The 26,991-nt window shown below is 70.5% G+C and carries 22 protein-coding genes and 1 riboswitch; of the genes, 13 read left to right on the top strand and 9 right to left on the bottom strand.

What is annotated here, in order from left to right:
• The 3 genes from K5L01_RS13970 to K5L01_RS13960 all read left to right on the top strand — a co-directional run.
• On the top strand, positions 1 to 125 hold a 125-nt coding region (locus K5L01_RS13970; protein WP_250065221.1), incomplete at its 5' end, for an L-serine ammonia-lyase, iron-sulfur-dependent, subunit alpha.
• Positions 126 to 233: 108 nt separating this feature from the next.
• Positions 234 to 3,293 (top strand): two-component regulator propeller domain-containing protein, encoded by a 3,060-nt coding sequence (locus K5L01_RS13965; protein ID WP_250065209.1) that lies wholly within the window; start codon positions 234 to 236, stop codon positions 3,291 to 3,293.
• 89 nt (positions 3,294 to 3,382) lie between these two features.
• Entirely contained in the window at positions 3,383 to 4,231 is an 849-nt protein-coding gene (locus tag K5L01_RS13960) for a hypothetical protein (RefSeq protein WP_250065208.1), read from the top strand.
• Between the two features lie 35 nt (positions 4,232 to 4,266).
• On the opposite strand, the gene K5L01_RS13955 is transcribed toward K5L01_RS13960, so the two are convergent.
• Genes K5L01_RS13955 through metX form a run of 3 tightly spaced genes read right to left on the bottom strand, consistent with a single transcriptional unit; the run spans position 4,267 to position 7,585 of the window.
• Positions 4,267 to 5,283 carry a homoserine dehydrogenase family protein gene (locus K5L01_RS13955; RefSeq protein ID WP_250065220.1) on the bottom strand — a complete coding sequence of 339 codons (1,017 nt, stop codon included), beginning with the start codon at positions 5,281 to 5,283 and terminating at the stop codon, positions 4,267 to 4,269.
• Between the two features lie 38 nt (positions 5,284 to 5,321).
• Positions 5,322 to 6,566, bottom strand: a complete 1,245-nt coding sequence (locus K5L01_RS13950; RefSeq protein ID WP_250065207.1) for an O-succinylhomoserine (thiol)-lyase — start codon at positions 6,564 to 6,566, stop codon at positions 5,322 to 5,324.
• Positions 6,563 to 7,585, bottom strand: coding sequence for a homoserine O-succinyltransferase MetX (gene metX / locus K5L01_RS13945; RefSeq protein WP_250065206.1), 1,023 nt, complete (start codon positions 7,583 to 7,585; stop codon positions 6,563 to 6,565). Before metX ends, K5L01_RS13950 begins: the two co-directional genes overlap by 4 nt.
• A 69-nt stretch (positions 7,586 to 7,654) precedes the next feature.
• Positions 7,655 to 7,773: riboswitch (SAM riboswitch) on the bottom strand.
• Between the two features lie 54 nt (positions 7,774 to 7,827).
• Here metX and K5L01_RS13940 point away from each other — a divergent pair.
• The 3 genes from K5L01_RS13940 (at position 7,828) to trhA (ending at position 11,093) form a co-directional block, all read left to right on the top strand.
• A complete protein-coding gene (locus K5L01_RS13940; RefSeq protein WP_250065205.1) occupies positions 7,828 to 8,700 on the top strand; it encodes a M23 family metallopeptidase in 873 nt (290 codons plus the stop codon).
• Positions 8,701 to 8,750: 50 nt separating this feature from the next.
• The gene (locus tag K5L01_RS13935; protein WP_250065204.1) at positions 8,751 to 10,355 is read left to right on the top strand and encodes a peptide chain release factor 3; all 1,605 of its coding nucleotides are present in this window, start codon (positions 8,751 to 8,753) and stop codon (positions 10,353 to 10,355) included.
• Between the two features lie 84 nt (positions 10,356 to 10,439).
• Entirely contained in the window at positions 10,440 to 11,093 is a 654-nt protein-coding gene (gene trhA, locus K5L01_RS13930; protein WP_250065203.1) for a PAQR family membrane homeostasis protein TrhA, read from the top strand.
• Between the two features lie 43 nt (positions 11,094 to 11,136).
• On the opposite strand, the gene K5L01_RS13925 is transcribed toward trhA, so the two are convergent.
• The 3 genes from K5L01_RS13925 to mtgA are packed head-to-tail and all read right to left on the bottom strand — an operon-like array spanning position 11,137 to position 13,325.
• Positions 11,137 to 11,568 (bottom strand): CBS domain-containing protein, encoded by a 432-nt coding sequence (locus K5L01_RS13925; protein WP_250065202.1) that lies wholly within the window; start codon positions 11,566 to 11,568, stop codon positions 11,137 to 11,139.
• Positions 11,528 to 12,547 (bottom strand): glycosyltransferase family 2 protein, encoded by a 1,020-nt coding sequence (locus tag K5L01_RS13920; RefSeq protein ID WP_250065201.1) that lies wholly within the window; start codon positions 12,545 to 12,547, stop codon positions 11,528 to 11,530. Before K5L01_RS13920 ends, K5L01_RS13925 begins: the two co-directional genes overlap by 41 nt.
• Before the next feature lie 46 nt (positions 12,548 to 12,593).
• Positions 12,594 to 13,325 (bottom strand): monofunctional biosynthetic peptidoglycan transglycosylase, encoded by a 732-nt coding sequence (gene mtgA, locus K5L01_RS13915; RefSeq protein ID WP_250065200.1) that lies wholly within the window; start codon positions 13,323 to 13,325, stop codon positions 12,594 to 12,596.
• A gap of 75 nt (positions 13,326 to 13,400) precedes the next feature.
• Here mtgA and hslO point away from each other — a divergent pair, with 75 nt between their 5' ends.
• From hslO to K5L01_RS13900, 3 genes are all read left to right on the top strand, one after another.
• Entirely contained in the window at positions 13,401 to 14,297 is an 897-nt protein-coding gene (gene hslO / locus K5L01_RS13910; RefSeq protein WP_250065199.1) for an Hsp33 family molecular chaperone HslO, read from the top strand.
• A gap of 119 nt (positions 14,298 to 14,416) precedes the next feature.
• On the top strand, positions 14,417 to 15,280 hold the full coding sequence (locus tag K5L01_RS13905) for an XOO1806 family protein (protein WP_250065198.1): 864 nt from the start codon (positions 14,417 to 14,419) through the stop codon (positions 15,278 to 15,280).
• Positions 15,281 to 15,527: 247 nt separating this feature from the next.
• On the top strand, positions 15,528 to 18,413 hold the full coding sequence (locus K5L01_RS13900) for a TonB-dependent receptor (protein WP_250065197.1): 2,886 nt from the start codon (positions 15,528 to 15,530) through the stop codon (positions 18,411 to 18,413).
• Between the two features lie 105 nt (positions 18,414 to 18,518).
• Here the strand turns inward: K5L01_RS13900 and K5L01_RS13895 are convergent, their stop codons facing one another.
• A complete protein-coding gene (locus tag K5L01_RS13895; RefSeq protein WP_250065196.1) occupies positions 18,519 to 19,121 on the bottom strand; it encodes a TetR/AcrR family transcriptional regulator in 603 nt (200 codons plus the stop codon).
• A 177-nt stretch (positions 19,122 to 19,298) separates the two neighbouring features.
• Here K5L01_RS13895 and K5L01_RS13890 point away from each other — a divergent pair, with 177 nt between their 5' ends.
• From K5L01_RS13890 to K5L01_RS13875, 4 genes are all read left to right on the top strand, one after another.
• Positions 19,299 to 20,189 carry an alpha/beta fold hydrolase gene (locus K5L01_RS13890; RefSeq protein WP_250065195.1) on the top strand — a complete coding sequence of 297 codons (891 nt, stop codon included), beginning with the start codon at positions 19,299 to 19,301 and terminating at the stop codon, positions 20,187 to 20,189.
• Positions 20,186 to 22,657 carry an acyl-CoA dehydrogenase gene (locus K5L01_RS13885; protein ID WP_250065194.1) on the top strand — a complete coding sequence of 824 codons (2,472 nt, stop codon included), beginning with the start codon at positions 20,186 to 20,188 and terminating at the stop codon, positions 22,655 to 22,657. The genes K5L01_RS13890 and K5L01_RS13885 overlap by 4 nt, the downstream gene beginning before the upstream one ends.
• 66 nt (positions 22,658 to 22,723) lie before the next feature.
• On the top strand, positions 22,724 to 23,200 hold the full coding sequence (locus tag K5L01_RS13880) for a hotdog fold domain-containing protein (RefSeq protein ID WP_250065193.1): 477 nt from the start codon (positions 22,724 to 22,726) through the stop codon (positions 23,198 to 23,200).
• Between the two features lie 3 nt (positions 23,201 to 23,203).
• A complete protein-coding gene (locus K5L01_RS13875) occupies positions 23,204 to 23,590 on the top strand; it encodes a hypothetical protein (protein WP_250065192.1) in 387 nt (128 codons plus the stop codon).
• 30 nt (positions 23,591 to 23,620) lie between these two features.
• On the opposite strand, the gene K5L01_RS13870 is transcribed toward K5L01_RS13875, so the two are convergent.
• Positions 23,621 to 24,850: an NTP/NDP exchange transporter gene (locus K5L01_RS13870; protein ID WP_250065191.1), complete on the bottom strand. Its 1,230-nt coding sequence runs from the start codon at positions 24,848 to 24,850 to the stop codon at positions 23,621 to 23,623.
• 179 nt (positions 24,851 to 25,029) lie between these two features.
• Positions 25,030 to 26,931, bottom strand: coding sequence for a M48 family metallopeptidase (locus K5L01_RS13865; protein ID WP_250065190.1), 1,902 nt, complete (start codon positions 26,929 to 26,931; stop codon positions 25,030 to 25,032).
• Positions 26,932 to 26,991: the final 60 nt, after the last annotated feature.

The following is a 26,991-nucleotide window of genomic DNA, read 5'->3' as shown; positions in this document are numbered from 1 at the left end:
ACGGCAAGCACAAGGTCAGCCTGGACAAGGTCATCAAGACCATGCGCGACACCGGCCGCGACATGCAGGACAAGTACAAGGAAACCAGCCGCGGCGGCCTGGCCGTCAACGTCATCGAATGCTGAGCTGAGCACGCCGGCACCGGGCGCCACCGCCCGGTCCCCGGCGGCGCCCGGAGGCAGCGCGGGATTCAGGGGGGAATCTCGATCGACCATCCAGCCAGCCACCGCCATGTGCGCCGCGGACCACCGGCCCGCACCGGGCTGCGTGGCGGCCTGTGCCTGGCCGTCCTGCTGGCCTGGGCGCTGCCAGCCGCCGCGCTGGACGCCGGCAAACCGTTCCGCGACTACGTCACCGATGCCTGGGGCGCCGAACACGGGCTCCCGCAGCCCAACGTACGGGCCATCGCCCAGGACCGGGCCGGCTACCTGTGGCTCGGCAGCCCGTCCGGGCTGGCGCGTTTCGACGGGGTGCGCTTCGTGCACCACGGCCCGCGGGAGATCCCCGGGTTCGGAGACGGCATCCTGGCGCTGTACGGCGATGCCCAGGACCGGTTGTGGATCGGCACCTCACAGGGCCTGCTGATGCGCGACCGCGAGCGCTTCCGCCGCATCCTGCCGGTCGTCCCCGACCGGCCGTCCGCGGTCGGTGCACTGCTGTGGAGCGGTGGCCGGTTGCTGGCCGGTTGCTCCGAGGGCGTGTGCACCCCGCAGGACGGCCGCCTGCAGCGTCTCCACGCCCTGCCGTCGCCGGCCCACAGCCTGCTGGCGCGCGGCGATGGACTGTGGGCCGGCGGCGACGGCCAGGTCTTCCACATCGATGCCGGCGGCGTACGGCCCCTGCCGCTGCCGGCCAGCGCCGCCGGTGCCGCGGTCACCGCCCTGGCCCAGAGCGGCGGCCGGCTCTGGGCCGGCACCCGGCAGGGGCTGTTCCAGCTCCGCGACGGCGTCTGGCACCCCGCTCCGGGCGCGGCCGGGCAGCCGCCACTGGCAGTGGAAGCGATGCTCGCCGACCGCGACGGCAACCTGTGGGTCGCCACGCCGCAGCACCTCGAGCGCCTGCGCCACGGCCGGGCCGGCGAACGCGTGGAAGAGGCCGGCGCGCTGTTCGCGGTCCGCTCGATCTTCGAGGACCGTGACGGCAACCTCTGGCTTGGAAGCATGGCCCGGGGCGTCACCCGCACCTGGAACGGCCCGACCCGGCGCCTGGGCCGCGCCGAAGGGCTGCGCAGCCCGCTGCTGTGGTCCATCGCCGCCGCACCGGACGGCACGGTCTGGGTCGGCGGCAACGACGGCGTCGATGCCTGGCGCGACGGGCGCTTCGGCGACCACATTCCCGGCGCACGGCTGCCGCATCCGGAGGCCTACAGCCTGCTGGCCGACGCCCGGCAGCTGTGGATCGGAACCCGTGCCGGCGTCGCGCTGCTGCGCGACGGGCGGGTGCAGCGGCCGGCGGTGCTGGCGCCACTGCGCGATGCGCAGATCAACGGCATCGTCCGCGGCCGCGACGGGCGGCTGTGGTTCGCCACCAGCCACGGGCTGTACCTGCTCGACGTGGACAACCGCCTGTCGCGCTACGCCGAAGCCGACGGCCTGTCCGACCCGCGGGTGCGGGGGGTGCTCGAGACCCGCGGCGGCCGCTTGCTGCTGGGCACCGAGCAGGGACTGTACGAGTGGCGCGCCGGCCGCCTCCTGCCGATCGGGCGCCTGACCGGCCTGGACGCGGCGCTTTCGGTGACCGCCCTGCTCGAACTCGGTGACGGCCGCTGGGTACTGGGCTCCCGGCAGACCGAGGGCCTGCACGTGTATGACGGGCAGCGCTGGCGGCAGCTGGACCACCGCCAGCGCCTGCCATCCAACGTCGCCTTCCACCTGGCCGAGAACCAGGACGCGCTCTGGGTCGCCGGAATGCACGGCGTGTACCGCCTGCCGCTGGCCGCGCTGGACCAGGCGCTGGCCGACCCCGCCCGGCCCGCGGGCGCACGGATGGTGCTCAACTCGGGCGCCGACCAGGCTGGCGGCCAGCGCGGCAAGTGCTGCAATGGCGCCGGTAGCAGCCGCGGCCTGGTCCGCGCGGGCCAGCTGTGGCTGCCCACCCGCGACGGCGCGCTGCTGGTGGACCTGGCAGCGGAGGCCCGCAGCGTGCCGCGGGCGATCCGGATAGACAGCGTGCTTGCGCAGGGACAGCGGCACCTGCCCGCCAGCGGCACCCTGCGGCTGCCGCTGGATGCCCGCGACCTGACATTCGAGTTCAGCCTCCCGGACCTCCGGCCGACCTCGGTGCCGCGGCTGCGGTACCGCCTGCTGGGCCATGACCCCTCTTGGCGCGACCTGGAGGACCCGGCCGTGCGCAGCGCCCGCTATGCCCATCTCGGCCCGGGCCGCTACACGTTCGAGGTCGCCGACTTCAACCATGCCGACCCGCCGGCCAGCATCGCCCGCGCGGTGCTGGAACTGCCGCGCCGCTTCCACCAGACCGCCGCGTTCCGCGCGCTGCTGGTGGCGCTGTGCGGCGGCCTGCTCTGGCTCGGCTACCTGGGCCTGCAGCAGCGCCACGCGCGCCAGCGGACGCGGCTGGAGCGCCTGGTCCAGGAGCGCACCCGCGACCTGCGCGCGGCCAATGCGCGGCTGGAAGCCATCAGCTTCACCGACCCCCTCACCCAGCTGCGCAACCGCCGCTACCTGGCCCAGCAGATCCCGATCGACCTGTCCTTCTACGAGCGCGACCCGGCCTACCGCGACGGCGGCGACGTGGTGGTGTTCGCGCTGCTCGACGTCGACCATTTCAAGGCGATCAACGATACCCACGGCCATGCCGCGGGCGACCGCGTCCTGGAACAGATCGGCCGGCTGCTGGGCAGCGTCAAGCGCAAGGGCGACTATGTCGCCCGCTGGGGCGGCGAGGAGTTCCTGCTGGTCTTCCGGCCCCTGCCGCGCGGCAGCCTCGCGCGCCTGGGCCAGCGGCTGTGCAGCCGCATCGCCGAGCACCCCTTCGACCTGGGCGACGGAGACCCGCACCGCCTCACGGTGTCGGTGGGACTGATCGAATGCCCGCTGTTCCCCGGCCATCCCCAGCTGCTGGGCTGGGAGCAGCTGGTGACCCTGGCCGATCGCGCGCTGTACCGCGCCAAGACCGCCGGCCGCGACACCTGGGTCGCCTACCAGCCGGCCGCCGGCGCATGCCTTCCCGAAACCCTGCAGAGCCTCGACGGCGACCCCTGGTGGCTGGTGGAGGACGGGCTGCTGGAGCTGTTCGGCATCGCCGGCGTGCTGCCTGCCGACGCCGGCCGATGACCCCGGCACGGCCGGCTCCGCCACCGATTGCAGCCCCTGCGGACGCGCAGCAGAATGCCGCTCCATCCCGCATGAACGGAAACGTACCGATGCCCGACCGACAGCAGCATGCAGCGACGGGCGTCGCCCGGCGCCCGCGACCGGCACGGCGCGGCAGCGCCGGCGCGACCCTGGGCAAGTTCGCCGTGGCGGCAGCCGGGCTGTTGCTGCTGGCCCATTTCATCGGCAGGCGGACGGCATCGGTGGCGCCGGTTCCCGTCGCCGCGGTCGCCGCCCCGGCGATGCCGGTTGCCCCGCCTACCGGTCCGCGGGTGGTGCGCGGCGAGAAATCGACGGTGCCGGCGGCCATCAGCGAGGCCCGCATGACCCTGCTGGCGCAGGAAGGCGTGCTGCGGGTGGAGGGCAGCGTGGGACGCGACTTCGCCCGCGACCTGCAGGCGCAGCTCGATGCCGCGCCCTCACTGCGGCGCATCGACATCACCAGCGGCGGCGGGTATGCCACCCCCGGGCTGGAAGCGGCGCGGATCGTCCACAGGAACAACCTCACCGTGCGGGTGCGCGGGTACTGCGCCAGCATCTGCGTCGCGCTGTGGGCCGCCGCCGCGCAGCGCCAGCTGGCCGCGGACGCGGTGATCGGGCTGCACCAGCGCGATGCGCAGTGCGAGGTCCTGCCCTCGCCGGCACGGGAGGAATGCCGCTACCAGGACCGGTTCGCCACCGAGCACAACGCCAGCTACCGCGCCTGGCTGCAGGCGGCGGGCTTCAACAGGCGCCTGCTGGACCTGCAGGCGCGCACCGCCGCGGAGGACCTGGCCGTGCTCTCGGCGCTGCAGCTGTGGGAGAACGGCGTCGACTTCAGCGCCGTCGATGAGGACGGCAACCGCATGAGCCGCCTGCAGGTCGAACGCCACCTCGCCGGCGCGTCCGGCAGCCGCTGACCCGCCGCATGCCGGTACGCTCCGGGGCCGGACGGTCAGCGGTTGACGATGCCCAGCACGTCGTCCAGCAGCGCCGCGGCGGTGACCTCGGCGCCCGCCCCCGGGCCCTGGATCAGCAGCGGCTGGACCCGGTAACGGTCACTGTGGATGACCACGCGGTTGTCGGTGCCGCGTCCGCCGGCCAGCGGATGGTCCGGCGCCAGCGCGCGCAGGCCGACGTGTGCTCCCTGAGCATCCACGCGGCCGACGACGTGCAGCGCCAGGCCCTGTGCCTGCGCCCGCTGCAACGCCTCCTGCAGCGGCGCGTCGAGCGCTGCCAGCCCGGTGTCGACCGCGTTGGCCGGCAGTGCCGCCAGCACCTCCGGAACCAGCGATTCCACCCGCACCTGGCCGGCCTCCAGCGGCATGCCGGCGGCACGCGCGAGGATCAGCAGCTTGCGGCGCACATCCTCGCCGGACAGGTCGATGCGCGGGTCGGGCTCGGTATAGCCGGCCGCCGCCGCCTCGCGCACACAGGCCGAGAACGGTGTCCGGCCGTCGAAGCGGTGGAACAGCCAGGCCAGCGAACCGGAAAGGATGCCTTCGATCCCGAGAATGCGGTCGCCGCCGGCGACCAGCGCGCGCAGGCTCGACAGCAGCGGCAGCCCGGCGCCGACGGTGGCCGCGTCGCCGTAGCGCGCGGCGCCCCCCGCCACCAGCGTGCCGATCCGGCGTGCGCGCGCCAGGGCACTGCCGTTGCCCAGCTTGTTGGCGGTGACCACGTGGATGCCCTGCGCCAGCCAGTCCGCGTGCTGCGCCGCGACCGTCTCGCTGGCGGTGGCATCGACCACGATGTCGCCGCAGCGCAGGCCGGCCGCCTCCAGCGGGGATTCCGCCGCCGGCGGCGCCTCGCGCGCCTGCGCCAGGGCCACGTCCGGCGCTTCCCCGCAGGCCACGGCGACCCGCGAATTGGCCACCAGATGCAACGGCGGCAGGCCCAGCGGCCGCTGCCGCAGTGCCTGGTAGCGGGCCACGAATGCCGAACCGACGGTGCCGGTGCCCAGCAGCGTCATCCGCGGCCATGCCGCTTCCTGGGGACGCACGCGGGCGTTCACGCCTCCACCGTTTCCTGCGGCGCCACGCGCTGCGTCGCCGCGATCGCCTGCGCCGCCCGTGCCAGGGCCGCCTGCAGGTCCGCCACCAGGTCCTCGCTGGCCTCGATGCCCACCGACAGCCGCAGCAGGCCCTCGCTGATGCCGGCGCCGGCGCGCGCCTCGGGGGTCATCGCCGCGTGGGTCATGGTCGCCGGGTGTGCGATCAGGCTTTCCACCCCGCCCAGCGATTCGGCCAGGGTGAAGTAGCGCAGGCCGTCGACGAAGGCGCGCACCGCCGCATGCGGATCGGGGCCGGCGCACGCCGCCAGCTCGAAGGAAAGCATGGCGCCGAAGCCCTTCTGCTGGCGCGCGGCCACCGCATGCCCCGGGTGCGACTCCAGCCCCGGGTAGTACACCCTGGCCACCTGCGGGCTGGCGCCGAGCAGGTCCACCAGGACGCGGGTGTTCTCCTGGTGCACGCGCAGGCGCGCATCCAGCGTGCGCAGGCCGCGCAGGGTCAGGAAGGCGTCGAATGGCGAGCCGGTCAGGCCCAGTGCGTTGGCCCACCACGCCAGGTGCTGGTGCACATCCGGGTCGCGCGCGATCACCGCGCCGCCGACCACGTCGCTGTGGCCGTTGACGTACTTGGTGGTCGAATGCAGCACCAGGTCGGCGCCGAAGGCGATCGGATTCTGCAGCGCCGGCGACAGGAAGGTGTTGTCGACCACGACCTTGGCGCCGGCACGGTGCGCGGCATCGATCACCTGCTGCAGGTCGGTGACCCGCAGCAGCGGGTTGGACGGCGTCTCCACCAGCACCAGCGCCGGCCGCTGCGCCAGGGCATCGGCCAGGGCCCGCGGATCGGTGAGGTCGGCGGTGACCAGCTCGAAGTGGCGCTTGCCGGCCAGCGCGTTGAACAGCCGCCAGCTGCCGCCGTAGGCGTCGTGCGGCACCACCAGGCGGTCGCCGGGTTGCAGCAGCGCACTGAGCACCAGGTTGATCGCCCCCATGCCGGTGGAGGTGATCACCCCGCCGGCGCCGCCCTCCAGGTCGGCCAGCGCCTGGCCCAGCAGGTCGCGGGTGGGATTGCCGCTGCGGGTGTAGTCGTACTCGCGCTTGTTGCCGAAGCCGTCGAAGCTGAAGTTGGACGACAGCACGATCGGCGGGGTCACCGCGCCATGCGCGGTATCGTGGTCGATGCCGGCACGGACCGCCGCGGTGGTGCGGCAACAGGAGACGTTCGAAGCGGTGGACAGGCTCATGCAGGGTCTCCGGAGAGGCGAAGGGCGTTGGCGAGGATCGCGTCGATGCGATCGGTTTCTTTCAGGAAGGCGTCGTGGCCATAGGGCGAGCGCAGCACCCGCAGGCTGCCGCGCGGCCCCAGGCCCTCGACCAGGGCGACCAGGTCGGACAGCGGCACCAGGCGGTCGCCTTCGACCGCGATCACCAGGGTCGGCACGGCGATGGCCGCCGGATCGACGCGGTGCAGGTCGATGGACTCGGACAGGCGCAGGTAGGCATCGACCCGGGTGCGGGCGACGTACTGCGCACCGACCGCATCCAGGTAGTCCTCCGCGGCCACCCGCACGCGGCCGTTGACCACCTCCGGGGCGGCGTCGAAGCGTTCGCCGAACTCCTCCGGCGTGCGGTAGCTGAGCATGGCGAACTGGCGCGCCAGTGCCAGGCCATGGGCCTCGGCGCATTGCAGCTGTCCCAGCGCCACCGCGCGGCGCTGCAGTGCGCGCCAGGCCGATGCATAGGGATGCGGGCGATGTGCGCCGCTGGCGGCGACCAGGATGGCCAGCCGGTGCGGATGGCGGATCGCGAGCTGCTGGCCGACCAGCGCACCATAGGAATACCCCACGAAACCGTGCAGGCGCTCGATCTTCAAGGCATCCAGCAGGGCCGCCACGGCGTCGGCCTGGTCGGCGGTATCGATCGGCACGTCCAGCTCGCCGTCGGCGCCGACGAAGTCCAGGCCCAGCAGGCGGCAGCGGCCCGGATCCAGCGCGCGGCCGGTGCCCACCAGGCCTTCGGCCCAGCCCTTCTCGCCGAAACCGGCATTCGCCGCGATGTGCCGGTGCGCGGAGATGCCCCCGGCCACCAGCACCACCGGGGCGCCGGCCGCCCCCACCAGTTCGTAGCGCAGCCGCAACAGGCGCGCGCCGGCGTGGCGCATGACCAGGCGGACATCGAGTTCGCCGCGCACGGCGTCGGCATCGGTGGAAACACCGGCAGGCGTGGCGGGGAATTGAAGCAGGGCAGCAGTGGCGAGGCTCATGGCGATAGTCCCGTAAGGAGCGGCCATCGAGCTTCGCGGAGCTCTCGTTCGCCGTGTCTGGCACGGATCGAACCATCTTTCGGCGGACGTGGAATCCCCGCAGGATTTGGCACCATGTACAAGCGCTTGCGCACCTGCTGGTTGCCCCGGCATCAAAGGGCCTGTCCCTCCGCCGGTCTCGATGGTGGGCGTACGATGCCAGCCGTGCCGACGACTGTCAATCTCTTTATTCGGATGGAGCGATGAAATTGCTTTCCACGCCGCCGCCCGCTGCGCGCCGGCGCCTCCGGGGCGCGTGGCTGCTGCTGGCCGCCACCCTCATGCCGGGACTCCCGGCCGCGGGCGGCGAACCGGAGCCGCGCTGGCGCCAGGGCTGGGGGCTGTCCGGCGCGCCTCCTGCCGCCGCCGACGACGACGGGCGATTCGCCGTGCTGCGCCTGCAACCGCGCGCCGGCGGCCACGAGGTACAGGTCCGCAACCGCCTGGCGGGCCCGCTGCAGGTACGCCTGCGCCATGGCGGCGACGGCGGCACCGCCAGTACGGCGGTCGTGCTGCGGGGCGGCGAACAGCGCCGGCTGGCGTGGCTGCCCGGCGACGGGCCGGCACGGGCGCTGCTGCTCGATGCCTTCCCCGGCGCACCGATGGCGGCCGCGCCCGCGCACCGCTACCGGCTCGCGTTCGATGCCGTGCCGGTGCGGGTCAGCCAGGGCATCGGCGGGCAGCACAGCCACAACGACGCGCAGAACCGCTACGCGATCGACTTCCCGCTGCCCGAAGGCACCCCGATCCTGGCCGCGCGCGCCGGCACGGTGATGCAGGTGGCCGGCTCCCGCGACGACGGCACCCTGGTGCGGATCCTGCACGGCGACGGCAGCATGGCGCTCTATGCGCACCTGCTCCCGGGCACGCCGGAGGTCCGGCCTGGCCAGCGGGTGCAGGCCGGACAGCGGCTCGCGCTTTCGGGCAACAGCGGCCGCAGCAGCGGCCCGCACCTGCACTTCGCGGTGCAGATCAATGCCGGGCTGGCCCTGGTCTCGGTGCCGTTCCGGATGGCCGGCCCGCGCGGCGAGCTGCACTTCCCGCGGGAAGCGGCGGGGCCGCCGCCGGCGCTATAATCGCCGGCTTCCCTCCTCAACCATGCGCGCCCGCCGCGGGTGCAGCCGCCATGTCCGAAGTCGCCTCCGAAGCCGCGCGCCGCCGCACCTTCGCCATCATCTCCCACCCTGACGCCGGCAAAACCACGCTGACCGAAAAGCTGCTGCTGTTCGGAGGCGCGATCCAGATGGCCGGCTCGGTGAAGTCGCGCAAGACCAGCAAGCACGCCACCTCGGACTGGATGGCGCTGGAGAAGGAGCGCGGCATCTCGGTGACGTCCTCGGTGATGCAGTTCCCGTACGAGGACACGATCGTCAACCTGCTCGACACCCCGGGCCACGCCGACTTCGGCGAGGACACCTACCGCGTGCTCACCGCGGTGGACTCGGCGCTGATGGTGATCGACGTGGCCAAGGGCGTGGAGGAGCGCACCATCAAGCTGATGGAGGTGTGCCGGCTGCGCGACACCCCGATCATGACCTTCATCAACAAGCTCGACCGCGAGGGCAGGGATCCGATCGAGCTGCTGGACGAGGTGGAGACCGTGCTCGGCATCCAGTGCGCGCCGGTCACCTGGCCGATCGGCATGGGCAAGCGCCTGAAGGGCGTGGTGCACCTGCTCACCGGCGAGGTGCACCTGTACGAGCCCGGGCGCAACTTCACCCGCCAGGACTCCACCATCTTCCCGTCCATCGATGCCCCCGGCCTGGCCGAACGGATCGGTGAGAAGATGCTGGCCGACCTGCGCGAGGAGCTGGAGCTGGTGCAGGGTGCCAGCCACCCATTCGACAAGGACGCCTACCTGCGCGGCCGGCAGACCCCGGTGTTCTTCGGATCGGGCGTGAACAACTTCGGCGTGCAGCCGCTGCTGGATTTCTTCATCGCCCACGCGCCGGCCCCGCAGGCCCGCGCCACCACCGGCCGCGACATCGCGCCGCAGGAAGGCGCGCTGAGCGGCTTCGTGTTCAAGATCCAGGCCAACATGGACCCGCAGCACCGCGACCGGGTCGCCTTCATGCGGGTGTGCTCGGGCCGGTTCGCCGCCGGCATGAAGGCCTTCCACGTGCGCAGCGGCAAGGAGATGAAGCTGGCCAACGCCCTGACCTTCATGGCCAGCGACCGCGAGATCGCCGCCGAGGCATGGCCCGGCGACGTGATCGGCATCCACAACCACGGCACCATCTCCATCGGCGACACCTTCACCGAGGGCGAGCAACTCACCTTCACCGGCATCCCCAACTTCGCCCCGGAACTGTTCCGCCGCGCGCGGCTGCGCGACCCGCTCAAGCTCAAGCAGCTGCAGAAGGGGCTGATCCAGCTGTCCGAGGAAGGCGCCACCCAGTTTTTCCGCCCGATCATGAGCAACGACCTGATCCTGGGCGCGGTCGGCGTGCTGCAGTTCGACGTCGCCGCCTACCGGCTGAAGGACGAGTACGGCGTGGAGGCCCTGTTCGAGCAGGTCGGCGTGGTCACCGCGCGCTGGGTGCACTGCGACGACCCGAAGATGCTGGAGGAGTTCCGCGAGAAGAACGCCAACAACCTGGCGCTGGACGCGGCCGGGCAGCTGGTCTACCTCGCCCCCACCCGGGTCAACCTGCAGCTGGCGCAGGAGCGTGCGCCCGGGGTGCGCTTCGCCGCCACCCGCGAAGCCGCGCATACCGTGTCGGTGGGCTGACCCGGCCGGGCGCACCGGGCGCCGCCATGGGGCGCGGCCGGCCCCCGGATGCACGGCATGGTGCATTGCGGTAACGTGCCCACCATGGCTACCGCATCCTCCGCTCCGTCGTCCCTGGCCGATCTCCGCGAAGAGATCGCCAGCGCCCTGACCCACGGCCTGGGTGCCGTCACCGCGCTGGGCGCGGGGGCGGTGCTGATCACCCTGGCCGCCATCCACGGCGATGGCTGGCAGCTGGCCAGCGCCATCGTCTTCGGCGCCGCGCTGCTGCTGCTCTATACCGCCTCCACCCTGTACCACGCGATCCAGCACCCGATCGCCAAGGGACGGTTGAAGATCTTCGACCACTGTGCGATCTACCTGCTGATCGCCGGCACCTACACCCCGTTCACCCTGATCGGCCTGCGCGGTCCCTGGGGCTGGGGCCTGTTCGCGGCGATCTGGGCGCTGGCCCTGGGCGGGGTGGTGTTCAAGCTGTTCTACACCGGCCGCTTCAAGCGGCTCTCCACCGCGATCTATGTCGCGATGGGCTGGCTGGTGCTGGTCGCCATCGAGCCAATGTGGAACGCACTGGATGGCTTCACCCTGGGCTGGCTGCTGGCGGGCGGCCTCTTCTACACCCTGGGCACCTACTTCTACCACCGCGAATCGGTGCGCTACTCGCACGCCATCTGGCACCTGTTCGTCATCGGCGGCAGCGTCTGCCACTTCGTCGCGGTCACCGCGCAGATCCTGTAACGGCCCGGCCGGCGGGCCGGGCATCGCCGGCGGCGCGGGAACCTCAGCCGGAGACGATGTACTGCTGCAGGTGGCCCAGCTCCCGGCGCTGCTGCTCGATCACCGCTTTGACCAGGTCTCCGATGGAGATGACCCCGAGCACGCTGCCGCCCTCGGCCACCGGCAGGTGGCGGATGCGGCGCTCGGTCACCAGCTGCAGGCACTCCTCGACAGTCGCCTCCGGCGCCACCGTGACCACCTCGGCGGTCATGATCTCGGCCACCGCGGTCTGCCGCGAAGAGCGGTCGCGCAGCACGATCTTGCGCGCATAGTCGCGCTCGGAAAGGATGCCTGCCAGGCGTGCGCCCTCCATCACCAGCACGGCGCCGATGCCCTTCTCCGCCATCAGGCGGATGGCGTCGATCACCGCGGCCTGCGGTGCGACCGCATGGATCTCAGGGGACTTGGTCCCGAGCAACTGTCGAACGGTCTGCATGGCGTTCTCCCTTGCTGGCGGATGCGCCCGATAGTGCCACGTCCGCCGGCTGCCAGGTATCGACCAGGTACAGTGGCCGCTGCTTGGCCTCCACGTACAGGCGGCCGAGGTACTCGCCGATCAGGCCGAGCGCGATCAGCTGCACGCCGCCGAGGAACAGGATCACCGCCATCATCGTCGGCCAGCCGGCGACCCGGTCACCGTACAGTGCCGCCTTGCCCACCACCCAGACCGCGAAGGCGAAGGCCGATGCCGCCGTCACCAGGCCCAGGTAGGTCGCCACCCGCAGCGGCGCCGTGGAAAAGCTGGTGATGCCTTCCAGCGCGAAGTTCCAGAGTTTCCAGAAGCCGAACTTGGTCCGCCCGGCCATGCGCGGCTCACGGTGGTAGGGAAGCGCGACCCGGCGGAAGCCGACCCAGCCGAACAGCCCCTTCATGAACCGCTGGCGCTCGCGCAGCTGCCGCAGCGCCGCCAGCGCGCGCGCCGACAACAGGCGGAAATCGCCGGTATCGGCGGGAATCGGCGTTTTCGACAGGCGCCCGATCACCCGGTAGAACGCCGCAGCGGTCACCCGCTTCGCCCAGCCCTCCCCGGCGCGCGCCAGCCGCGTGCCGTAGACATCGTCGTATCCCTGCCGCCACAGCGCGACGAACTCCGGGATGAGTTCCGGCGGATCCTGCCCGTCGGCATCCAGGATCAGCACCGCGCCCTCCCCCACCAGGTCCAGCCCGGCGGTGAGCGCGGCTTCCTTGCCGAAATTGCGCGCCAGCCGCAGCGCCGCCACCGCCGGATCGCCCGCCGCCAGCTGCTGCATCCGCGCCCAGGTCGCGTCGCTGCTGCCGTCGTCCACATACAGCACCCGGCCGTCGAGCCCCGGCACCCCGTCCAGCCCGGCGCGGATGCGCGGATGCAGCAAGGGCAAGGCATCCTGCTCGTTGCAGGCGGCCACCACGATGGTCAGGCGTTCGCGCGTCGTCATGCCCGCAGTCTACGGAAGATCGCCATGGCCGCCCGCACCGGCCGCCTCACTGTCCGCCGAGGGCATAGCCGGGACCGCCCAGCTGCCTTGCTTGGCGCTGGATCCAGTCGGCCCGCCGGCGCACGAACGGCCCGGGAGCGGTGGCGCTGTAGCGCCGGGGCGAGGGCAGGACCGCCGCCAGGCGGGCACTCTCGTCCGCCGACAGGCGCGCCGCGTCCTTGTTCCAGAAAGCCTGCGCCGCGGCCTGCACACCGTAGATGCCATCCCCGAACTCGGCCACGTTGGCATACATCTCCAGGATCCGCCGCTTCGGCCAGAGCGCCTCGATCAACACCGTGTACCAGGCCTCCAGGCCCTTGCGCAGCCAGCTGCGCCCCTGCCACAGGAACAGGTTCTTGGCGACCTGCTGGCTGATCGTGCTGCCACCGCGCAGGCGCTTGCCGCGGGCGTTGTGGTCCAGCGCCTGCTCGATCGCCTGCAGGTCGAAGCCGTTGTGCAGCGGGAAGCGCTGGTCCTCGGCGGCCACCAGTGAAATCGGCACGCTGTCGGCCATCCGCTCCAGGCCGCACCATTGATGACGGATCCGGAAACGCCAGTCGCCCTGCCCCCAGGCCTCGGCCTGGCGCAGCGCCATCACCGAAGAGAACGGCGGGTCGACGAAGCGCAGCACCGCCACCTGCACCACGCTGAAGGCCAGCAGCGCACACGGCAGGCCCCACAGCCAGCGCCGCCATCGGCGTCCTGGTCGCGCCTTGCGCTCCTCCGCTACCGTCCCCATGTCCATGCGTGCCCCACGAATCCCGACAACCGGTGCATTATCCGGCACCGGCACCCTCCTCGCGTGCAGACCCCCATGACCGATACGTCCGACCTCCTTGTCCGCTTCCTGCTGCCCGAGGCAGGCGTCCGCGGCGTCCATGTCCAACTGGCCGCCAGCCTGGGGGAAATTCTGTCCCACGGCGACTATCCGCCCACCGCCAAACGCCTGCTGGGCGAGGCCTGCGTCGCATCGGCGCTGTTCACCGGCCATGTGAAGATCGACGGGCGGCTGTCGATACAGCTGCGCAGCGGGTCGGCCCTGCGCACCCTGTTCAGCGAATGCACGTCGGCCGGCACCCTGCGCGGCATCGCCCAGCTCGAGGATGGCCAGGATGCGCCGGCGGACCTGGCCCAGCTGGGGGAAGACGCCCTGCTCGCCATCACCATCGAGAATCCCGGGCTGGATCCGCGCGAACCCCAGCGCTACCAGAGCCTGGTGGCCCTGCAGGGGGACAGCCTGGACGACGCCTTCGAGGACTATTTCCGCCACTCCGAGCAGTTGCCCACGCGGCTGCTGCTGGCCGCCGAGGGCGGCCGCGCCGCCGGCCTGCTGCTGCAGAAGCTCCCGGGCGACCAGGGCGACGACGACGGCTGGACCCGCGCCGGCGCGCTGTTCGACACCCTCGGGCGCGAGGAGCTGCTGGCGCTGGACGGCCACGGCCTGCTGCACCGGCTGTTCCACGAAGAACAGGTGACCACGGTGGGCGACAAGCAGCTGCGCTTCGGCTGCTCCTGCTCGCGGGAGCGGGTCGCCGGCATGCTGCAGGCGCTGGGCGAGGACGAGGCCCGCGCCGCGGCGGCGGCCACCGGCGGCCAGGTCGACGTGCGCTGCGAGTTCTGCGGCCGCACCTACCACTTCCCTTTGAGCGAATTCGGCGTATTGTTCACGGACACGTCTATCCGCCAGACCGCTCCCGAGCGGCTGCAATGACGGTGCCGACGAGCTGCGTTCCGGGGAGGGCGGAGTCTTGTTAAGAAAACATAAACACCCTACGATCAACACTCCAACCGCCGGGAACTTCCCGGCAACCGCCCTGTCTGATTGAGTCCATGAACGCCCTCCTCCGTCCCCTGCTGGCGCTGCTGATCCCCCTTGGGGTGATTGCGGGCGCGCATGCGCAGAACAGGGCGCAGGCGGCGCCGGACGGAACCGTGCTCCCGGTATGGAACAAGGGCAGCGGCAAGGTCGAGGCGCTGCTGTACCTGGAACCCACCGGCGAGCAGATGGCCGGCGCGCGCTGGCATTTCGGGCGCAATTCGCTCGATGCCGCCTTCGGCCTGTCCTCCGGCGACTCGCTGGGCCTGCTGTGCAACAGCAGCCGCGGCAGCAGCATCGGCGGGCTGGCCAGCCACTGCATGCTCGCCAGCCTCGGCGACGAGGACGACACCGGCCCCGGCCGGCACCTGTCCGCCAGTGCCGCCTTCAGCCGCCCCGGCGGCCGGCTTGGCCTGAACGTCGGAAGCGGCCGCGACACCCTCCCGGCCTGGCTCTCCGGCAACAACCGGGTCCCCGGCGCACGCCTGGAACAGAACGACCTGACCGTCTTCGGCCAGAAGAACATCGGCCGCGAGGGGTTCGTCTCCATCGGCGGCACCTATGCCAAGGCCCGCCTGGTTCCGCTCAGCGATGCCTCGCCAGCGCTCGTCGGGCAATGGGACAGCAAGAGCCTCAGCCTGGGCGGTGGCTACGGCCCGTTCAGCGGCAACATCATCGGCCGCGTGGTCGACGCCCCGGGCCAGCCCGGCAAATGGGAAGGCGTGGGCGTCGGGCTGACCTGGCGCACCCCGTGGAGCGGCCAGCTCACCGTGGGGGCGGAAAACGTCATCACCCGTGGCAAGAACCCCTTCTCTCCACGCAACGAAAGCAATGACGAGGGCGCCATCCCGTATGTGCGCTACGAGCAGGACCTCTGACGGTACCGCCCGGCCAACCATCCCTGCACGAAAACGCCCCTGCTGCCAGGGGCGTTTTTTTTTCGTGCTTTCAAGGGCTTGATGCGATCCACCTCACAAAGTTCATCCATTAAATTAACAAAGCTTTAATTTCATGGGAAACGGAAGTAGTATCCGGACAGCCCCGCGGCCTTGGGATCACTTTTTTGATCCCCCGTGAAGGCGATTCCACTTGTAACCACCAAGATTACTTGGAAAGAGAGAGCCCATGAATTGCAAGTCCAACAAGCTGCGTGACGCAGTGGTGCTGGCGCTGGTCGCAAGCGCCGGCGGCACCGGCGTGGCCATCGCGCAGGAAGGCAACTCCACCACCAACCTGGACCGCATCCAGGTCACCGGTTCGCGCATCCGCTCCGTCGATGCCGAAACCTCGCAGCCGGTCCTGACCCTGAGCCGCGAAGCCATCCAGCAGACCGGCCGCACCAGCATCGCCGACGTGCTGCAGCAGATCGCCACCAACGGTGCGGCGATCAACACCCAGTTCAACAACGGCGGCGACGGCTCTTCCGGCATCGACCTCCGCAACCTCGGCTCCTCCCGCACCCTGGTGCTGGTCAATGGCCGCCGCTGGGTCTCGGCCCTGGACGGCACCGTCGACCTGAACACCATTCCGTCGGCGATGGTCGAGCGCATCGAAGTGCTGAAGGACGGCGCGTCCTCGATCTACGGCTCCGACGCGATCGCCGGCGTGGTCAACATCATCACCCGCGACGACTTCAATGGCGGCGAAGCCCACGTCTACCGCGGCCAGTTCAGCAAGGGTGACGGCCAGCGCGAAGGCTACGACCTGACCCTCGGCACCAGCGGCGACCGCGGCAACCTGGTCTTCGGCGCAAGCTACGTCAAGGAAAAGGCCGTGATGGCCGGCGCCCGCAAGATCTCGCGCGACCCGGTCTACGGTCTGGGCTCGAGCCAGTACAGCGGCCAGACCGCCGACGGCGGCATCTGGGACCTGACCATCGACGGCAAGCCGACCGACGACATCGATACCTGGGAAGACCTGGCCGGCGATCCGGCGACCGAAGGCCGGATCGGCATGAATCGCTGGGTCGTCAACAAGGGCGCCGATGGCCGCAACCTGGCCAACTACCATGCGTATGGCGACGCCGACAAGTACAACTACGCCGCCGACAACTACCTGCGCACCCCGCAGGAACGCAAATCGATCTACATCCAGGGCCGCTACGACCTGACCGACAACATCGCCCTGCGTACCGACGCGCTGTACAACCAGCGGACCTCGGCGCAGCAGCTGGCCGGTTTCCCGCTCAGCGCCGGCAGCTACATGGGCGGTGACCAGGGCCTGTCCAAGGACAGCTACTACAATCCGACCAAGGGCACGGCCGACGCGCGCGAGCTCAACTGGAACCGCCGCCTGGTCGAGCAGGACCGCTACTACGAGCAGGATGTGAAGACCCTGCACTGGTACGGTGGCCTGGAAGGGTCGTTCCAGTTCGCCGACCGTTACTTCAACTGGGACGCGGGCCTGAGCTACAACTCCAACGACCAGATCGACACCCAGGTCGGCGACGTCAACATGGCCAACATGTACGCCGCCACCGGCGCCTCGTTCATGGACACCGACGGCGTGGTCAAGTGCGGCACCCCGGGCAACGTGATCGCGGACTGCGTGCCGTTCAACCCGCTGTCCAGCGCCGGTCAGATGCCGCAGGAGATGCTGGACTACATCCTGTTCACCGCCAAGGACAAGTACCAGAACAAGAGCAAGAGCTTCACCGCCAACATCGCCGGCGACATCGTCGAGCTGCCGGGCGGCATGATGGGCTTCGCCGCCGGCTACGAGCACCGCAAGGAGTCCGGCTACGACCTGCCCGACGCATTCGTCTCGGCCGGCATGAGCTCGGGCAACGCCCGCCAGCCCACCAGCGGCGATTACAGCCTGGACGACCTGTACCTCGAACTGGCGATTCCGCTGCTGAAGGACATCCCGGGCGCCGAGGTGCTGGAATTCAGCGTGGCCACCCGCTATTCGGACTACAGCAACTTCGGCAACACGCTGAACAGCAAGTTCGGCTTCAAGTGGAAGCCGTACGCCGACCTGCTGGTCCGCGGCAACTGGGCCGAAGGCTTCCGCGCACCGTCCATCTCCAACCTGTTCGGCGGCGCTGGCGCGTCGTACGAAGGCTATGGCGACCCGTGCTCGAGCGACAGCCCGTACATCAGCAACCCGAACGTGGCGCAGCGCTGCGCGGCCGCCGGCATTCCGGCCAGCTACACCCAGCGCGAAGCCTATGGCGACCAGACCGCATGGCCGTTCGACTGGGTATCCAACCAGGGCCTGAAGCCGGAGACCTCGACCTCCAAGACCCTTGGCCTGGTCTACAGCCCGAACTTCCTGCAGGGCTTCGACGTGTCGCTGGACTGGTGGAAGATCAACATCAAGAACGTGATCAGCCGTCCCCAGGTCACCTACATGCTCGACCAGTGCTACGTGGAAGGGAACCAGGGCTGGTGTGACATCGTCAACGACGGCCTGACCCGCAACGCGCTCGGCCAGATCACCTACCTGGCCATGGGTCTGCAGAACCTGGGCGAGACGGAAGTGGAAGGGTTCGACCTGACCATGCGCTACTCGCTGCCGGATACCCGTTTTGGTGCCTTCTCCTTCATCTGGGACAGCACCTACATGTCGTCCTACCGCACCAAGGCGACGCCGGACTCGGACTGGGATCCGTCCGACGTGGGCACCTACGTCAAGGACAGCCCGACCTGGCGCATCCGCTCCAACCTGACCGCCAACTGGACCTATGGCGACTTCGGCGCGAGCTGGACCACGCGCTACTTCTCCAGCCTGGTCGAGAACTGCAAGTACCCGGGCGTGGCCTCCCTGTGCAGCGATCCGAACCGTGTCACCGCGAACGGTGCCGATCCGCAGCACAAGCTGGCCGCGACCACGTACCACGACCTGCAGGTCCGCTACAACGTGCCGTGGAACGCGACCGTGTCGATGGGCGTCAACAACGTCTTCGCGAAGGAGCCGCCGGTGTCGACCCAGGCGTTCGCGAACAACTTCGACTACCAGTACGACACCCCCGGGCGCTACTACTACATGGAGTACCGCCAGCGCTTCTGATCGCAGTCTGATCGGATGAAGAACGGCCCGGACAATGTCCGGGCCGTTTCTTTTCCCGCCGGCCGCAGCCTTTGGGCTGTCCGCGGATCCCTCGCCCCGGTCTGCTCAGCTGGCCGGAATCAGGGTCTCGATCACATGCTCGACATAGGACTCGAACTCCTCGCGCGCCTGCTTGGGCTGCTGCAGCTGCAACGACAGCTGCAGGAAGCCGACATAGGCCGCGTAGGCCAGGCGCGCGCGGTGGCGCGCGTCGGTGGAGCTGAGGCCGGCCTGGCGGAAGGATGCCATCAGGTAGTCCAGGCGGCGCTGCGACACGCGGTCGATCACCGGACGCACCAGCGGGTTGTCCAAGGCCTTGAGCAGTTCGCTGTAGATCACATGCGGGGTCACCTCGTGGGCGACCAGCTGGAACAGCGCGCGCAGGCGCGTGCGCGGTTCGGGAACCTCTTCCAGGCTGCCGAACACCTGCTGCTGCTCGACCAGCTCCCAGCGTTCCAGCGCGGCCTGCAGCAGCGCGTCACGCGACGGGAAATGCCAGTAGAAACTGCCCTTGGTCACGCCCAGGCGCCGCGCCAGCGGCTCCACCGCAACCGCTCCCACGCCCTGCTCGGCGATCAGGTCCAGGGCGGCCTGCGCCCAATCGTCCGCGCTGAGGCGGCTGTTGCGGGCAACCCGGGGCTCCCCTGATGAAGCTGAAGATTCGTTCATGCGCTGATTTAACCATACGCCGGGGACTGGTTGCAGTATGTCCGCGCCCGCCGGCCACCGGCACCCTCGCAGGCACGCCACCGGAAGCAGCGGAACGCCCGCTCCATACGAGGCAGTATTGACACACCCGGGCGACAATCCATACCATGAAGTACGGTTAACCCTCGTGACCCTCGAATGCCTTCCCAACACCCCCTGCTAGAAGGTGCCCACGGCACCGCGCTGGCCGCGTCGCAGAGCAGCGGAAAGCGCACGCCGGTCCTGTTCGCGCATGGCTTCGGCCAGACCCGCGGGGCATGGAGCGCCGCCGCGGCCGCGCTCAACGCCGCCGGCCACGCGACCCTGGCCTACGATGCCCGTGGCCATGGCGACTCCGGCTGGAATCCCGCCGACCTGCCGTATCACGGCGAGCAGTTCACCGACGACCTGATCGTCGTCGCCGGTGGGCTGCCGCAGCCGCCGGTGCTGGTCGCCGCCTCCATGGGCGGCCTGTTCGGGCTGATGGCCGAGGCCCGCTGGCCCGGCCTGTTCGCGGCCATGGTGCTGGTGGACATCACGCCGCGCTGGGAAACCCGTGGCGTCGAACGCATCCTGGCCTTCATGAGCGCGCACCCGGAGGGCTTCGCCTCGCTGGAAGCCGCCGCCGACAGCATCGCGGCCTACCTGCCGCACCGGCCGCGCAAGAGTGAAGAGTCGCTGCGCGCCCTGCTCCGGCCCACCGCCGACGGCCGCTGGAGCTGGCACTGGGACCCGCGCCTGGTGGACGAGCTGGCGCGCGACAGCGAGCAGCACCAGGACGCGATCGCCGAGGCCGCGCGCCGCATCCAGTGCCCGGTGCTGCTGGTCAGTGGCGGCCGCAGCGACCTGGTCAGCCCACAGACCGTGGCCGAATTCCTGGCACTGGTGCCGCATGCGCGGCACGTGCATCTGCCCGACGCCACGCATATGGTGGCAGGCGACGACAACGACGCGTTTACCGTCGCCGTGTTGAACTACCTGGACGCGTTACCCCCGGCTTCCACCACGGCGTCCGCCCGCACCGAGCACGTTACTGGAGCAAGTCCATGAGCATCGTCGTTCCCTTCCTGGCCCTGCTGCTCGCAGGCGCCTTCGTCGCCTACCACCGCATGCGCCTGGTCACCTGGACGGTGATCGGCGCCGTGCTGCTGGGCATCTGCTGGTTCGCCGGCATCAACCAGACCGCGGTCATCGTCGCCACGGCGCTGCTGGCGCTGGTCAGTGCACTGGTGCTGCTGCCGTTCCTGCGCAAGCCGCTGATCACCTCGCCGTTCATGGGCGTGTTCCGCAAGGTGCTGCCGCCGCTGTCGCAGACCGAACGCATCGCGCTGGAGACCGGGTCGGTCGGCTTCGAGGGCGAGCTGTTCACCGGCGATCCCGACTGGCAGAAGCTGCTGGACTACCCCAAGCCGGAACTCACCGCCGAAGAGCAGGCCTTCCTCGACGGCCCGGTCGAAGAACTGTGCCGGATGGTCAACGACTGGGAAATCACCCATGTCCATGCCGACCTGCCGCCCGAGCTGTGGGCCTTCATCAAGAAGAACAAGTTCTTCGGCATGATCATCCCCAAGCAGTACGGCGGCCTGGGGTTCTCGGCGCTGGCCCACCACAAGGTGATCCAGAAGCTGGCCTCGATCTCCAGCGTGGTCAGCTCCACCGTCGGCGTCCCCAACTCGCTGGGACCGGGCGAGCTGCTCAACCACTACGGTACGCAGGCGCAGAAGGACTACTACCTGCCGCGCCTGGCCGAGGGCATCGAGGTCCCCTGCTTCGGCCTGACCGGCCCGTTCGCCGGGTCCGACGCCACCTCCATCCCCGACTTCGGCATCGTCTGCAAGGGAACCTGGAACGGCGAGGAAGTGCTGGGCCTGAAGCTGACCTTCGACAAGCGCTACATCACCCTGGCGCCGGTGGCCACGCTGATCGGCATGGCTTTCCGCATGTACGACCCGGATGGGCTGCTCGGTGACACCAAGGACATCGGCATCACCCTGGCGCTGCTGCCGCGCGAGACCGCGGGCGTCGAGGTCGGCCGCCGCCACTTCCCGCTGAATTCGCCGTTCCAGAACGGCCCGATCCGCGGCAAGGACGTGTTCATCCCGCTGGACCAGATCATCGGCGGCCCGGAGAAGCGCGGCCTGGGCTGGAACATGCTCAACGAGTGCCTGGCCGTCGGCCGCTCGATCACCCTGCCCTCCACCGCCTCCGGCGGCGCCAAGGCCGGCGCGGTCGTCACCGGCGCCTACGCGCGCATCCGCAAGCAGTTCGGGCTGTCGGTCGGCCGCTTCGAAGGCGTGGAGGAAGCGCTGGCCCGCATCGGCGGCAAGGCCTACAAGATCAGCGCGCTGTCCCAGGCCACCGCCGCCGCGGTGGACCGTGGCGACGTGCCGTCGGTACCCTCGGCGATCGCCAAGTACCATTGCACCAACATGAGCCGCGAGTGCATCAGCGACATGATGGACATCATCGGCGGCAAGGGCATCATCCTCGGCCCGCGCAACTTCGCCGGCCGCAGCTGGCAGGCCGCGCCGATCGCGATCACCGTGGAAGGCGCCAACATCATGACCCGCAGCCTGCTGATCTTCGGGCAGGGCGCGATCCTGTGCCATCCGTGGGTGCTCAAGGAGATGAAGGCGGCCCAGGACGAGGACCGCAGGGCCGGCCTGCGCGCGTTCGACCAGGCGCTGTTCGGGCACGTGCGCTTCGGCATCTCCAATGCGGTGCGTTCGTTCTGGTTCGGCCTGACCGGGGCGCGCGTCGGCGCCGCACCGGGCGATGCCTATACCCGCCGCTACTTCCGCAAGCTGGACCGCTACTCGGCCAACCTGGCGCTGATGGCCGACATCTCGATGATGACGCTGGGTGGCAAGCTCAAGTTCAAGGAATCGCTGTCCGGGCGCCTGGGCGATGTCCTCAGCCACATCTACATGACCAGCGCCATGCTCAAGCGCTACCACGACGAAGGCGCGCCGCAGGCCGACCAGCCGCTGCTCGCCTGGGCCTTCCACGACAGCGTGCACCGCATCGAGGAATCGCTGTCGGCGGCGCTGCGCAACTTCCCGGTGCGCCCGATCGGCTGGCTGATGTGGGCATTGATCTTCCCGTTCGGCCGCCGCGCCGAAGCGCCCGGCGACCGCCTGAGCCGGCGCGTGGCCGCCACCCTGATGTCGCCCAACGAAGCCCGCGACCGGCTCGCCCAGGGGGTGTTCCTGACCCCGTGCGAGAACAACCCTGGCGGCCGCATCGCCAGCTACCTGGCCAAGGCGGTGATGGCCGAGCCGGTGGAGCGCAAGTTCCTCAAGGCGCTCAAGACCAAGGGCATCGAGGCGCTGACCTTCCCCGAGCAGCTGGACGAAGCCGTGGCCGAGGGCGTGATCACCCAGGACGAACGGACGCTGCTGGAAGAGCTGCGTGCGATCACGCTGGATGCCATCACCGTGGACGACTTCGACCCGCATGAGCTGCGCGCGGCCTCGTACTACGACCGCGAGGGCCAGCGCTCCTCGCAGGTGGCCTGAGTCCGGGCCGCCCCAGCAACCGGAAACGGCGGGCGCATGCCCGCCGTTTCCTTTCCGGAGGATGCCATGACCGCCCCCCTGCTCTCGCTCTACCGGCGCCTCTCGCGCTGGCCCGGCGGCCGCTGGCTGTTCACGCGCGCGGTGTGCCTCAAGGCGCCCTATTTCGCCAGCATCTCCCCGCGCGTCACCCTGCTCGAACCCGGCCGCTGCGAGGGCCGGCTGGCCGACCGCCGCAAGGTCCGCAACCATATCGGCACCGTGCATGCGATCGCCCTGTGCAACCTGGCCGAACTGACCGCCGGGCTGATGGTCGACGCGTCGCTGCCGGCCGACATGCGCTGGATCCCCAAGGGCATGGAGGTCCGCTACCAGGCCAAGGCCCGCGGCACCCTGCAGGCGGTGGCCAGCCCCGAACGGCCCATCGCCAGCGCTCCCGGCGGCTACGACCTGCCGGTCCGGGTCGTCGTCAGCGATGCCGCCGGCACCGAGGTGTTCACCGCGCGCATCGCGATGTGGGTGTCGCCGCGCCACGCGAAGGGATGAACCATGGAGACCGCCGAGCTGCTGGTGCGCCTGGGCGGCGTGCACAGCCTGGGCTTTGCGGCATTCCACCTGGGCTTCTGGAAGCTGTTCGGCTGGAAAGGCGCGCTTGCCCGCCTCGATCCGGTCAACCGCGCGATCGTGCAGATACTCAACCTGCGCCTGGTCTACGTGTTCCTGGGCATGGGCGCGGTGTCGCTGGCCTTCGCCCACGCGCTGACGGCCACGCCCCTGGGGCGTGCGCTGCTCGGGTTCATGACGCTGTTCTGGCTGGGACGGACCCTCGAACAGTTCGTGTTCCTGCGCATCCACGACGCACGCGTGCACCTGCTGAGCGCGCTGTTCGTCCTCGGGGCCACGCTGCATGCCGTGCCGCTGTGGCTGGCCCGGTGAGCGCCGGCGGCGTTCCCCGGCCGTTCCGCATCAGGAAGGCAGGCGTGCCGCCTCCGCTGCCGGCACGCCTTCGGGGCGACGCGACAGGCGCCAACCGATGCCCGCCGCGAGCAGCGCCGCCGCCGCACTGATGCCGGCGAAGCCGGCGGTGCTGATGCCCAGCACCCGCAGCCCGTTCATGCCCAGCGCGATGGACAGGTCGCCGAAGCGCCATACCGCCGTGTCCACCGCGTTCTGGCCCTTGTAGCGCACGTTCCGCGGCACCCGCGTATACAGGCTGTGCCGCGCCGGCTCGGCCATGCCGTAGGCCAGCCCGCGGCTGACGATCAGCGCCACCGCCACCGCCGGCATGCCCAGCAGCAACGGCGCATGCGGGTCCCGCGAGAACAGCACCAGCGCCAGCGCGGAGATGCTGACCAGCGCCCAGATCATGATGACCGTGCCCGGCCCCTTGCGCGGCAGCAGCCAGCGGGTCAGGGTCAACTGGGTGAGGGCGGTCAACAGGTTGCCCGCCAGGTCGATATTGGCCGCGAAGCGGGTCCGCGCCACCGCATCGACGAAGGTGGCCCCGGAGTAGTCGGTCACCAGCGCATAGTTCACCGTACCGATACCGTCGGCCAGCAGCAGCAGGATCGACATATTGCGCACGAAGGGGTCCGCGAACACCTGCTTGAGGCCGTCGAACATGCCGCCGCCGACCGCGGCCTCGTGGCCGGGCTCGTGGCGACGCGCGCCATGCCGGCGCGCCCAGCGCCCCAGCGCGATCGCGCAGCCCAGCGCCAGGCACAGCAGCCCGGCGGACACCAGCAGCAGCGGCGCGACGCCGATGACGCCCACCAGCGAGCGCGTGAGCATCGGCCCGGTCACCGCCCCCACGGTGCCGGCCACCGCGATGATCGGGAACAGCCGCCGCGACTGCTCGCTGCTCCAGATGTCGGACATGAAGCTCCAGAACACCGAGACCACGAACAGGTTGAACACGCTGACCCAGACGAAGAACACCATCCCCAGCGCGCGCGGCGTCAACAATCCCGGCCAGGCGAACAGCGGCACGAAGCCGACCAGGCAGGCGATGAAGAACCCATAGACCAGGGGCAGCACCACCCGCCGTGGCCAGCGGGTGACCAGGGCCCCGAACAGCGGCGAGAGCAGCAGCGTGCCGATGAAGGTGGCACCGTAGAACCACGGCAGCTGGGTCGAGCCGACCGCCGCGGCCAGCTGCTCGCGCAGCGGGCGGATGACGTAGTACGCGGCCAGCACGCAAAAGAAGTACGCGAAGGACAGCGCGACCGCCCGCCCCTCTCCCGTATGTACCCTGCCCTGAGCGGACCGCATCGGTTTTTTCCGTCGCAACGAAGCGCGCAAGGTATCCGATGCACTGCAACATCGCCAGTGCGCCCCGTCCCCGCCGGGCCGGCCGGCGGTCGCCGCAGCGGGCCCTAGGTGGCCGCCGGCATCGCCGGCAACGGGCACTGCAGGGCGCCGCAGATCATCCTCAACAGCTCGGCCTCGGCCACGTTCAGCTGCAGGTCGTGGCCGATGGTCGCGGCAACCGCTTCCACCAGCAGTTGCTTGGCCAGCGGGTCCAGCGCATCCAGCGGCGCCCAGGCCGCGTCCAGCGCCAGCACCCCGACGGACGGCGGACGGTAGGGCAGGCACGCCTGCGGCAGCACCCGCTGCATTCCCGCCAGGTAGGCGCGGCGTGCCGCTTCGGCATCGTCCGGGCTGCCGGCGTCGGCCACCACCGCCAGCAGCAGCGCCAGCTCGCCACCGACATCGGCGACCTTGCGCCGGCCGAAGTGCAGGTGCCGTGCCGGATCCAGCGCCGCGCGCACCTGCACCTGCAGCAGGTGCGAGAGGCAGTACTCGAACAGCGAGATGCGCCCATCGGCATGCGACACGGCGTGGATGCACTCCAGGAACGCCTGCAGCCGCGGCCGTGGCAGGGCGCGCAGCGCGGGGAACGCCAGGGTCGCCAAGGGCAGCCGCAGTGCCGGCCGCAGCCCATGCAGCGGGCCATACGCGATCTCCAGCATGGCGGCCGCGACGTCCTCGCCCAGCTGCGCCGCCACCGCATCGCGCTGCCGGGCGGCGACCACGGCATCGCCATCGAGCAGCAGCGCCAGCAGCAGCGGTCCGGCCGCATCGCGTTCGCGCGCCAGCGCGCGCAAGGGCGCCGGCAACACCACCGTCAACCGTGCCGCCTGCCGATAATCGTCGGCCCCTGGCGACGCCACCCGGGCAGCCACGTCGGCCGGTGCACACCGCGCGGCAACGGTCGTCCCCCCATCGGGCACCGCATCGGCCAACCCCAGCAGACGGTCTTCGGCCAGACCGTCTGGGGGCACCAGCCCCCACTGCCCGCGCAGGCGCTGCAGCGCCTCGGCGCGGAACCCGGGTTCCAGGCGCTGGATGCGCGCGAGCAGCGGCGGGTGTGTCGCGAACCAGCGCGAGAACCGCAACCCCTGACCGAACAGCATGTGGCTGACCTCTTCGGCGCCGGCACGGTCGCCGAGCCGCGAGCCCTCGCTCAGCCCACCGATCTTCTTCAGCGCTCCGGCCAGGCCCGCGGTCTGGCGGGTGAACTGCACCGCCGAGGCATCGGCCAGCAGCTCCCGCTGCCGCGATACGCCCGCCTTGATCAACCGGCCGAAGAACACGCCGATGCTGCCGACCGCCACCGCCGCCACGCCGGCGACCAGCAGCACCGCTATCGGCCCGGTCCCCCGCGCCCCGCGCAACCGGCCTCCGCGCCCCGCATGCAGCAGCACGCGGCGCCCGATCACGCTGAGCATCAGGATGCCGGACAGCAGGCCCATAAGGCGGATGTTCAGGCGCATGTCGCCATTGAGGATATGGCTGAATTCGTGCGCGACCACGCCCTGCAGCTCGTCGCGGTTGAGCCGCTGCAATGCCCCGGCCGTGACCGCGACGACCGCATCGGCGGGCGAATAGCCGGCGGCGAAGGCGTTGATCCCGGCCTCCTGTTCGAGCACGTACAGCCGCGGCACCGGAACGCCCGAGGCGATCGCGATCTCTTCCACGACATTGCGCAGGCGCCGCAACGCCGGATCGCCGGTATCGTCCGGCACCCAGCGCCCGCCCATCTGGATCGCCACCTGGTCGCCGCCGCCGCGCAGCCGGGCGATGCGGTACAGCGACGACAGGCCGATGACCGCCAGGGTCGCCACGGTGCACAGCAGCACCGCCTGGCCGCTGCCGGTGGCCAGCAGCACCAGGACATCCAGCACCGCGACGATGGCCACCACCGCCAGCGCGAACAGCAACAGCAGGCGCACGGAGTTCCTGCGTGCACGGGCCTGGTGCTCGAAGAAGTTCATGGCGGAATGCCCCGCGCGGGGCCGCAGACCCGGCGGCACGCGGTCAGGCCGCGCGCACCG

Source organism: Stenotrophomonas mori (assembly GCF_023556335.1).
GTDB classification, from domain to species: Bacteria; Pseudomonadota; Gammaproteobacteria; order Xanthomonadales; family Xanthomonadaceae; genus Stenotrophomonas; species Stenotrophomonas mori.
This window is presented reverse-complemented; position numbering and strand designations above follow the sequence as displayed.

Bases quoted from the DNA above. Each gene is read 5' to 3' on its own strand.
- K5L01_RS13935 (WP_250065204.1), top strand. From the start codon at position 8,751: ATGTCCGAAGTCGCCTCCGAAGCCGCGCGCCGCCGCACCTTCGCCATC.
- K5L01_RS13900 (WP_250065197.1), top strand. From the start codon at position 15,528: ATGAATTGCAAGTCCAACAAGCTGCGTGACGCAGTGGTGCTGGCGCTG.
- K5L01_RS13925 (WP_250065202.1), bottom strand. From the start codon at position 11,568: ATGCAGACCGTTCGACAGTTGCTCGGGACCAAGTCCCCTGAGATCCAT.
- K5L01_RS13865 (WP_250065190.1), bottom strand. From the start codon at position 26,931: ATGAACTTCTTCGAGCACCAGGCCCGTGCACGCAGGAACTCCGTGCGC.
- K5L01_RS13960 (WP_250065208.1), top strand. From the start codon at position 3,383: ATGCCCGACCGACAGCAGCATGCAGCGACGGGCGTCGCCCGGCGCCCG.
- K5L01_RS13940 (WP_250065205.1), top strand. From the start codon at position 7,828: ATGAAATTGCTTTCCACGCCGCCGCCCGCTGCGCGCCGGCGCCTCCGG.
- K5L01_RS13885 (WP_250065194.1), top strand. From the start codon at position 20,186: ATGAGCATCGTCGTTCCCTTCCTGGCCCTGCTGCTCGCAGGCGCCTTC.
- hslO (WP_250065199.1), top strand. From the start codon at position 13,401: ATGACCGATACGTCCGACCTCCTTGTCCGCTTCCTGCTGCCCGAGGCA.
- K5L01_RS13895 (WP_250065196.1), bottom strand. From the start codon at position 19,121: ATGAACGAATCTTCAGCTTCATCAGGGGAGCCCCGGGTTGCCCGCAAC.
- K5L01_RS13880 (WP_250065193.1), top strand. From the start codon at position 22,724: ATGACCGCCCCCCTGCTCTCGCTCTACCGGCGCCTCTCGCGCTGGCCC.
- K5L01_RS13920 (WP_250065201.1), bottom strand. From the start codon at position 12,547: ATGACGACGCGCGAACGCCTGACCATCGTGGTGGCCGCCTGCAACGAG.
- K5L01_RS13875 (WP_250065192.1), top strand. From the start codon at position 23,204: ATGGAGACCGCCGAGCTGCTGGTGCGCCTGGGCGGCGTGCACAGCCTG.
- K5L01_RS13955 (WP_250065220.1), bottom strand. From the start codon at position 5,283: ATGACGCTGCTGGGCACCGGCACCGTCGGTTCGGCATTCGTGGCCCGC.
- trhA (WP_250065203.1), top strand. From the start codon at position 10,440: ATGGCTACCGCATCCTCCGCTCCGTCGTCCCTGGCCGATCTCCGCGAA.
- metX (WP_250065206.1), bottom strand. From the start codon at position 7,585: ATGAGCCTCGCCACTGCTGCCCTGCTTCAATTCCCCGCCACGCCTGCC.
- K5L01_RS13890 (WP_250065195.1), top strand. From the start codon at position 19,299: ATGCCTTCCCAACACCCCCTGCTAGAAGGTGCCCACGGCACCGCGCTG.
- mtgA (WP_250065200.1), bottom strand. From the start codon at position 13,325: ATGGGGACGGTAGCGGAGGAGCGCAAGGCGCGACCAGGACGCCGATGG.
- K5L01_RS13950 (WP_250065207.1), bottom strand. From the start codon at position 6,566: ATGAGCCTGTCCACCGCTTCGAACGTCTCCTGTTGCCGCACCACCGCG.
- K5L01_RS13905 (WP_250065198.1), top strand. From the start codon at position 14,417: ATGAACGCCCTCCTCCGTCCCCTGCTGGCGCTGCTGATCCCCCTTGGG.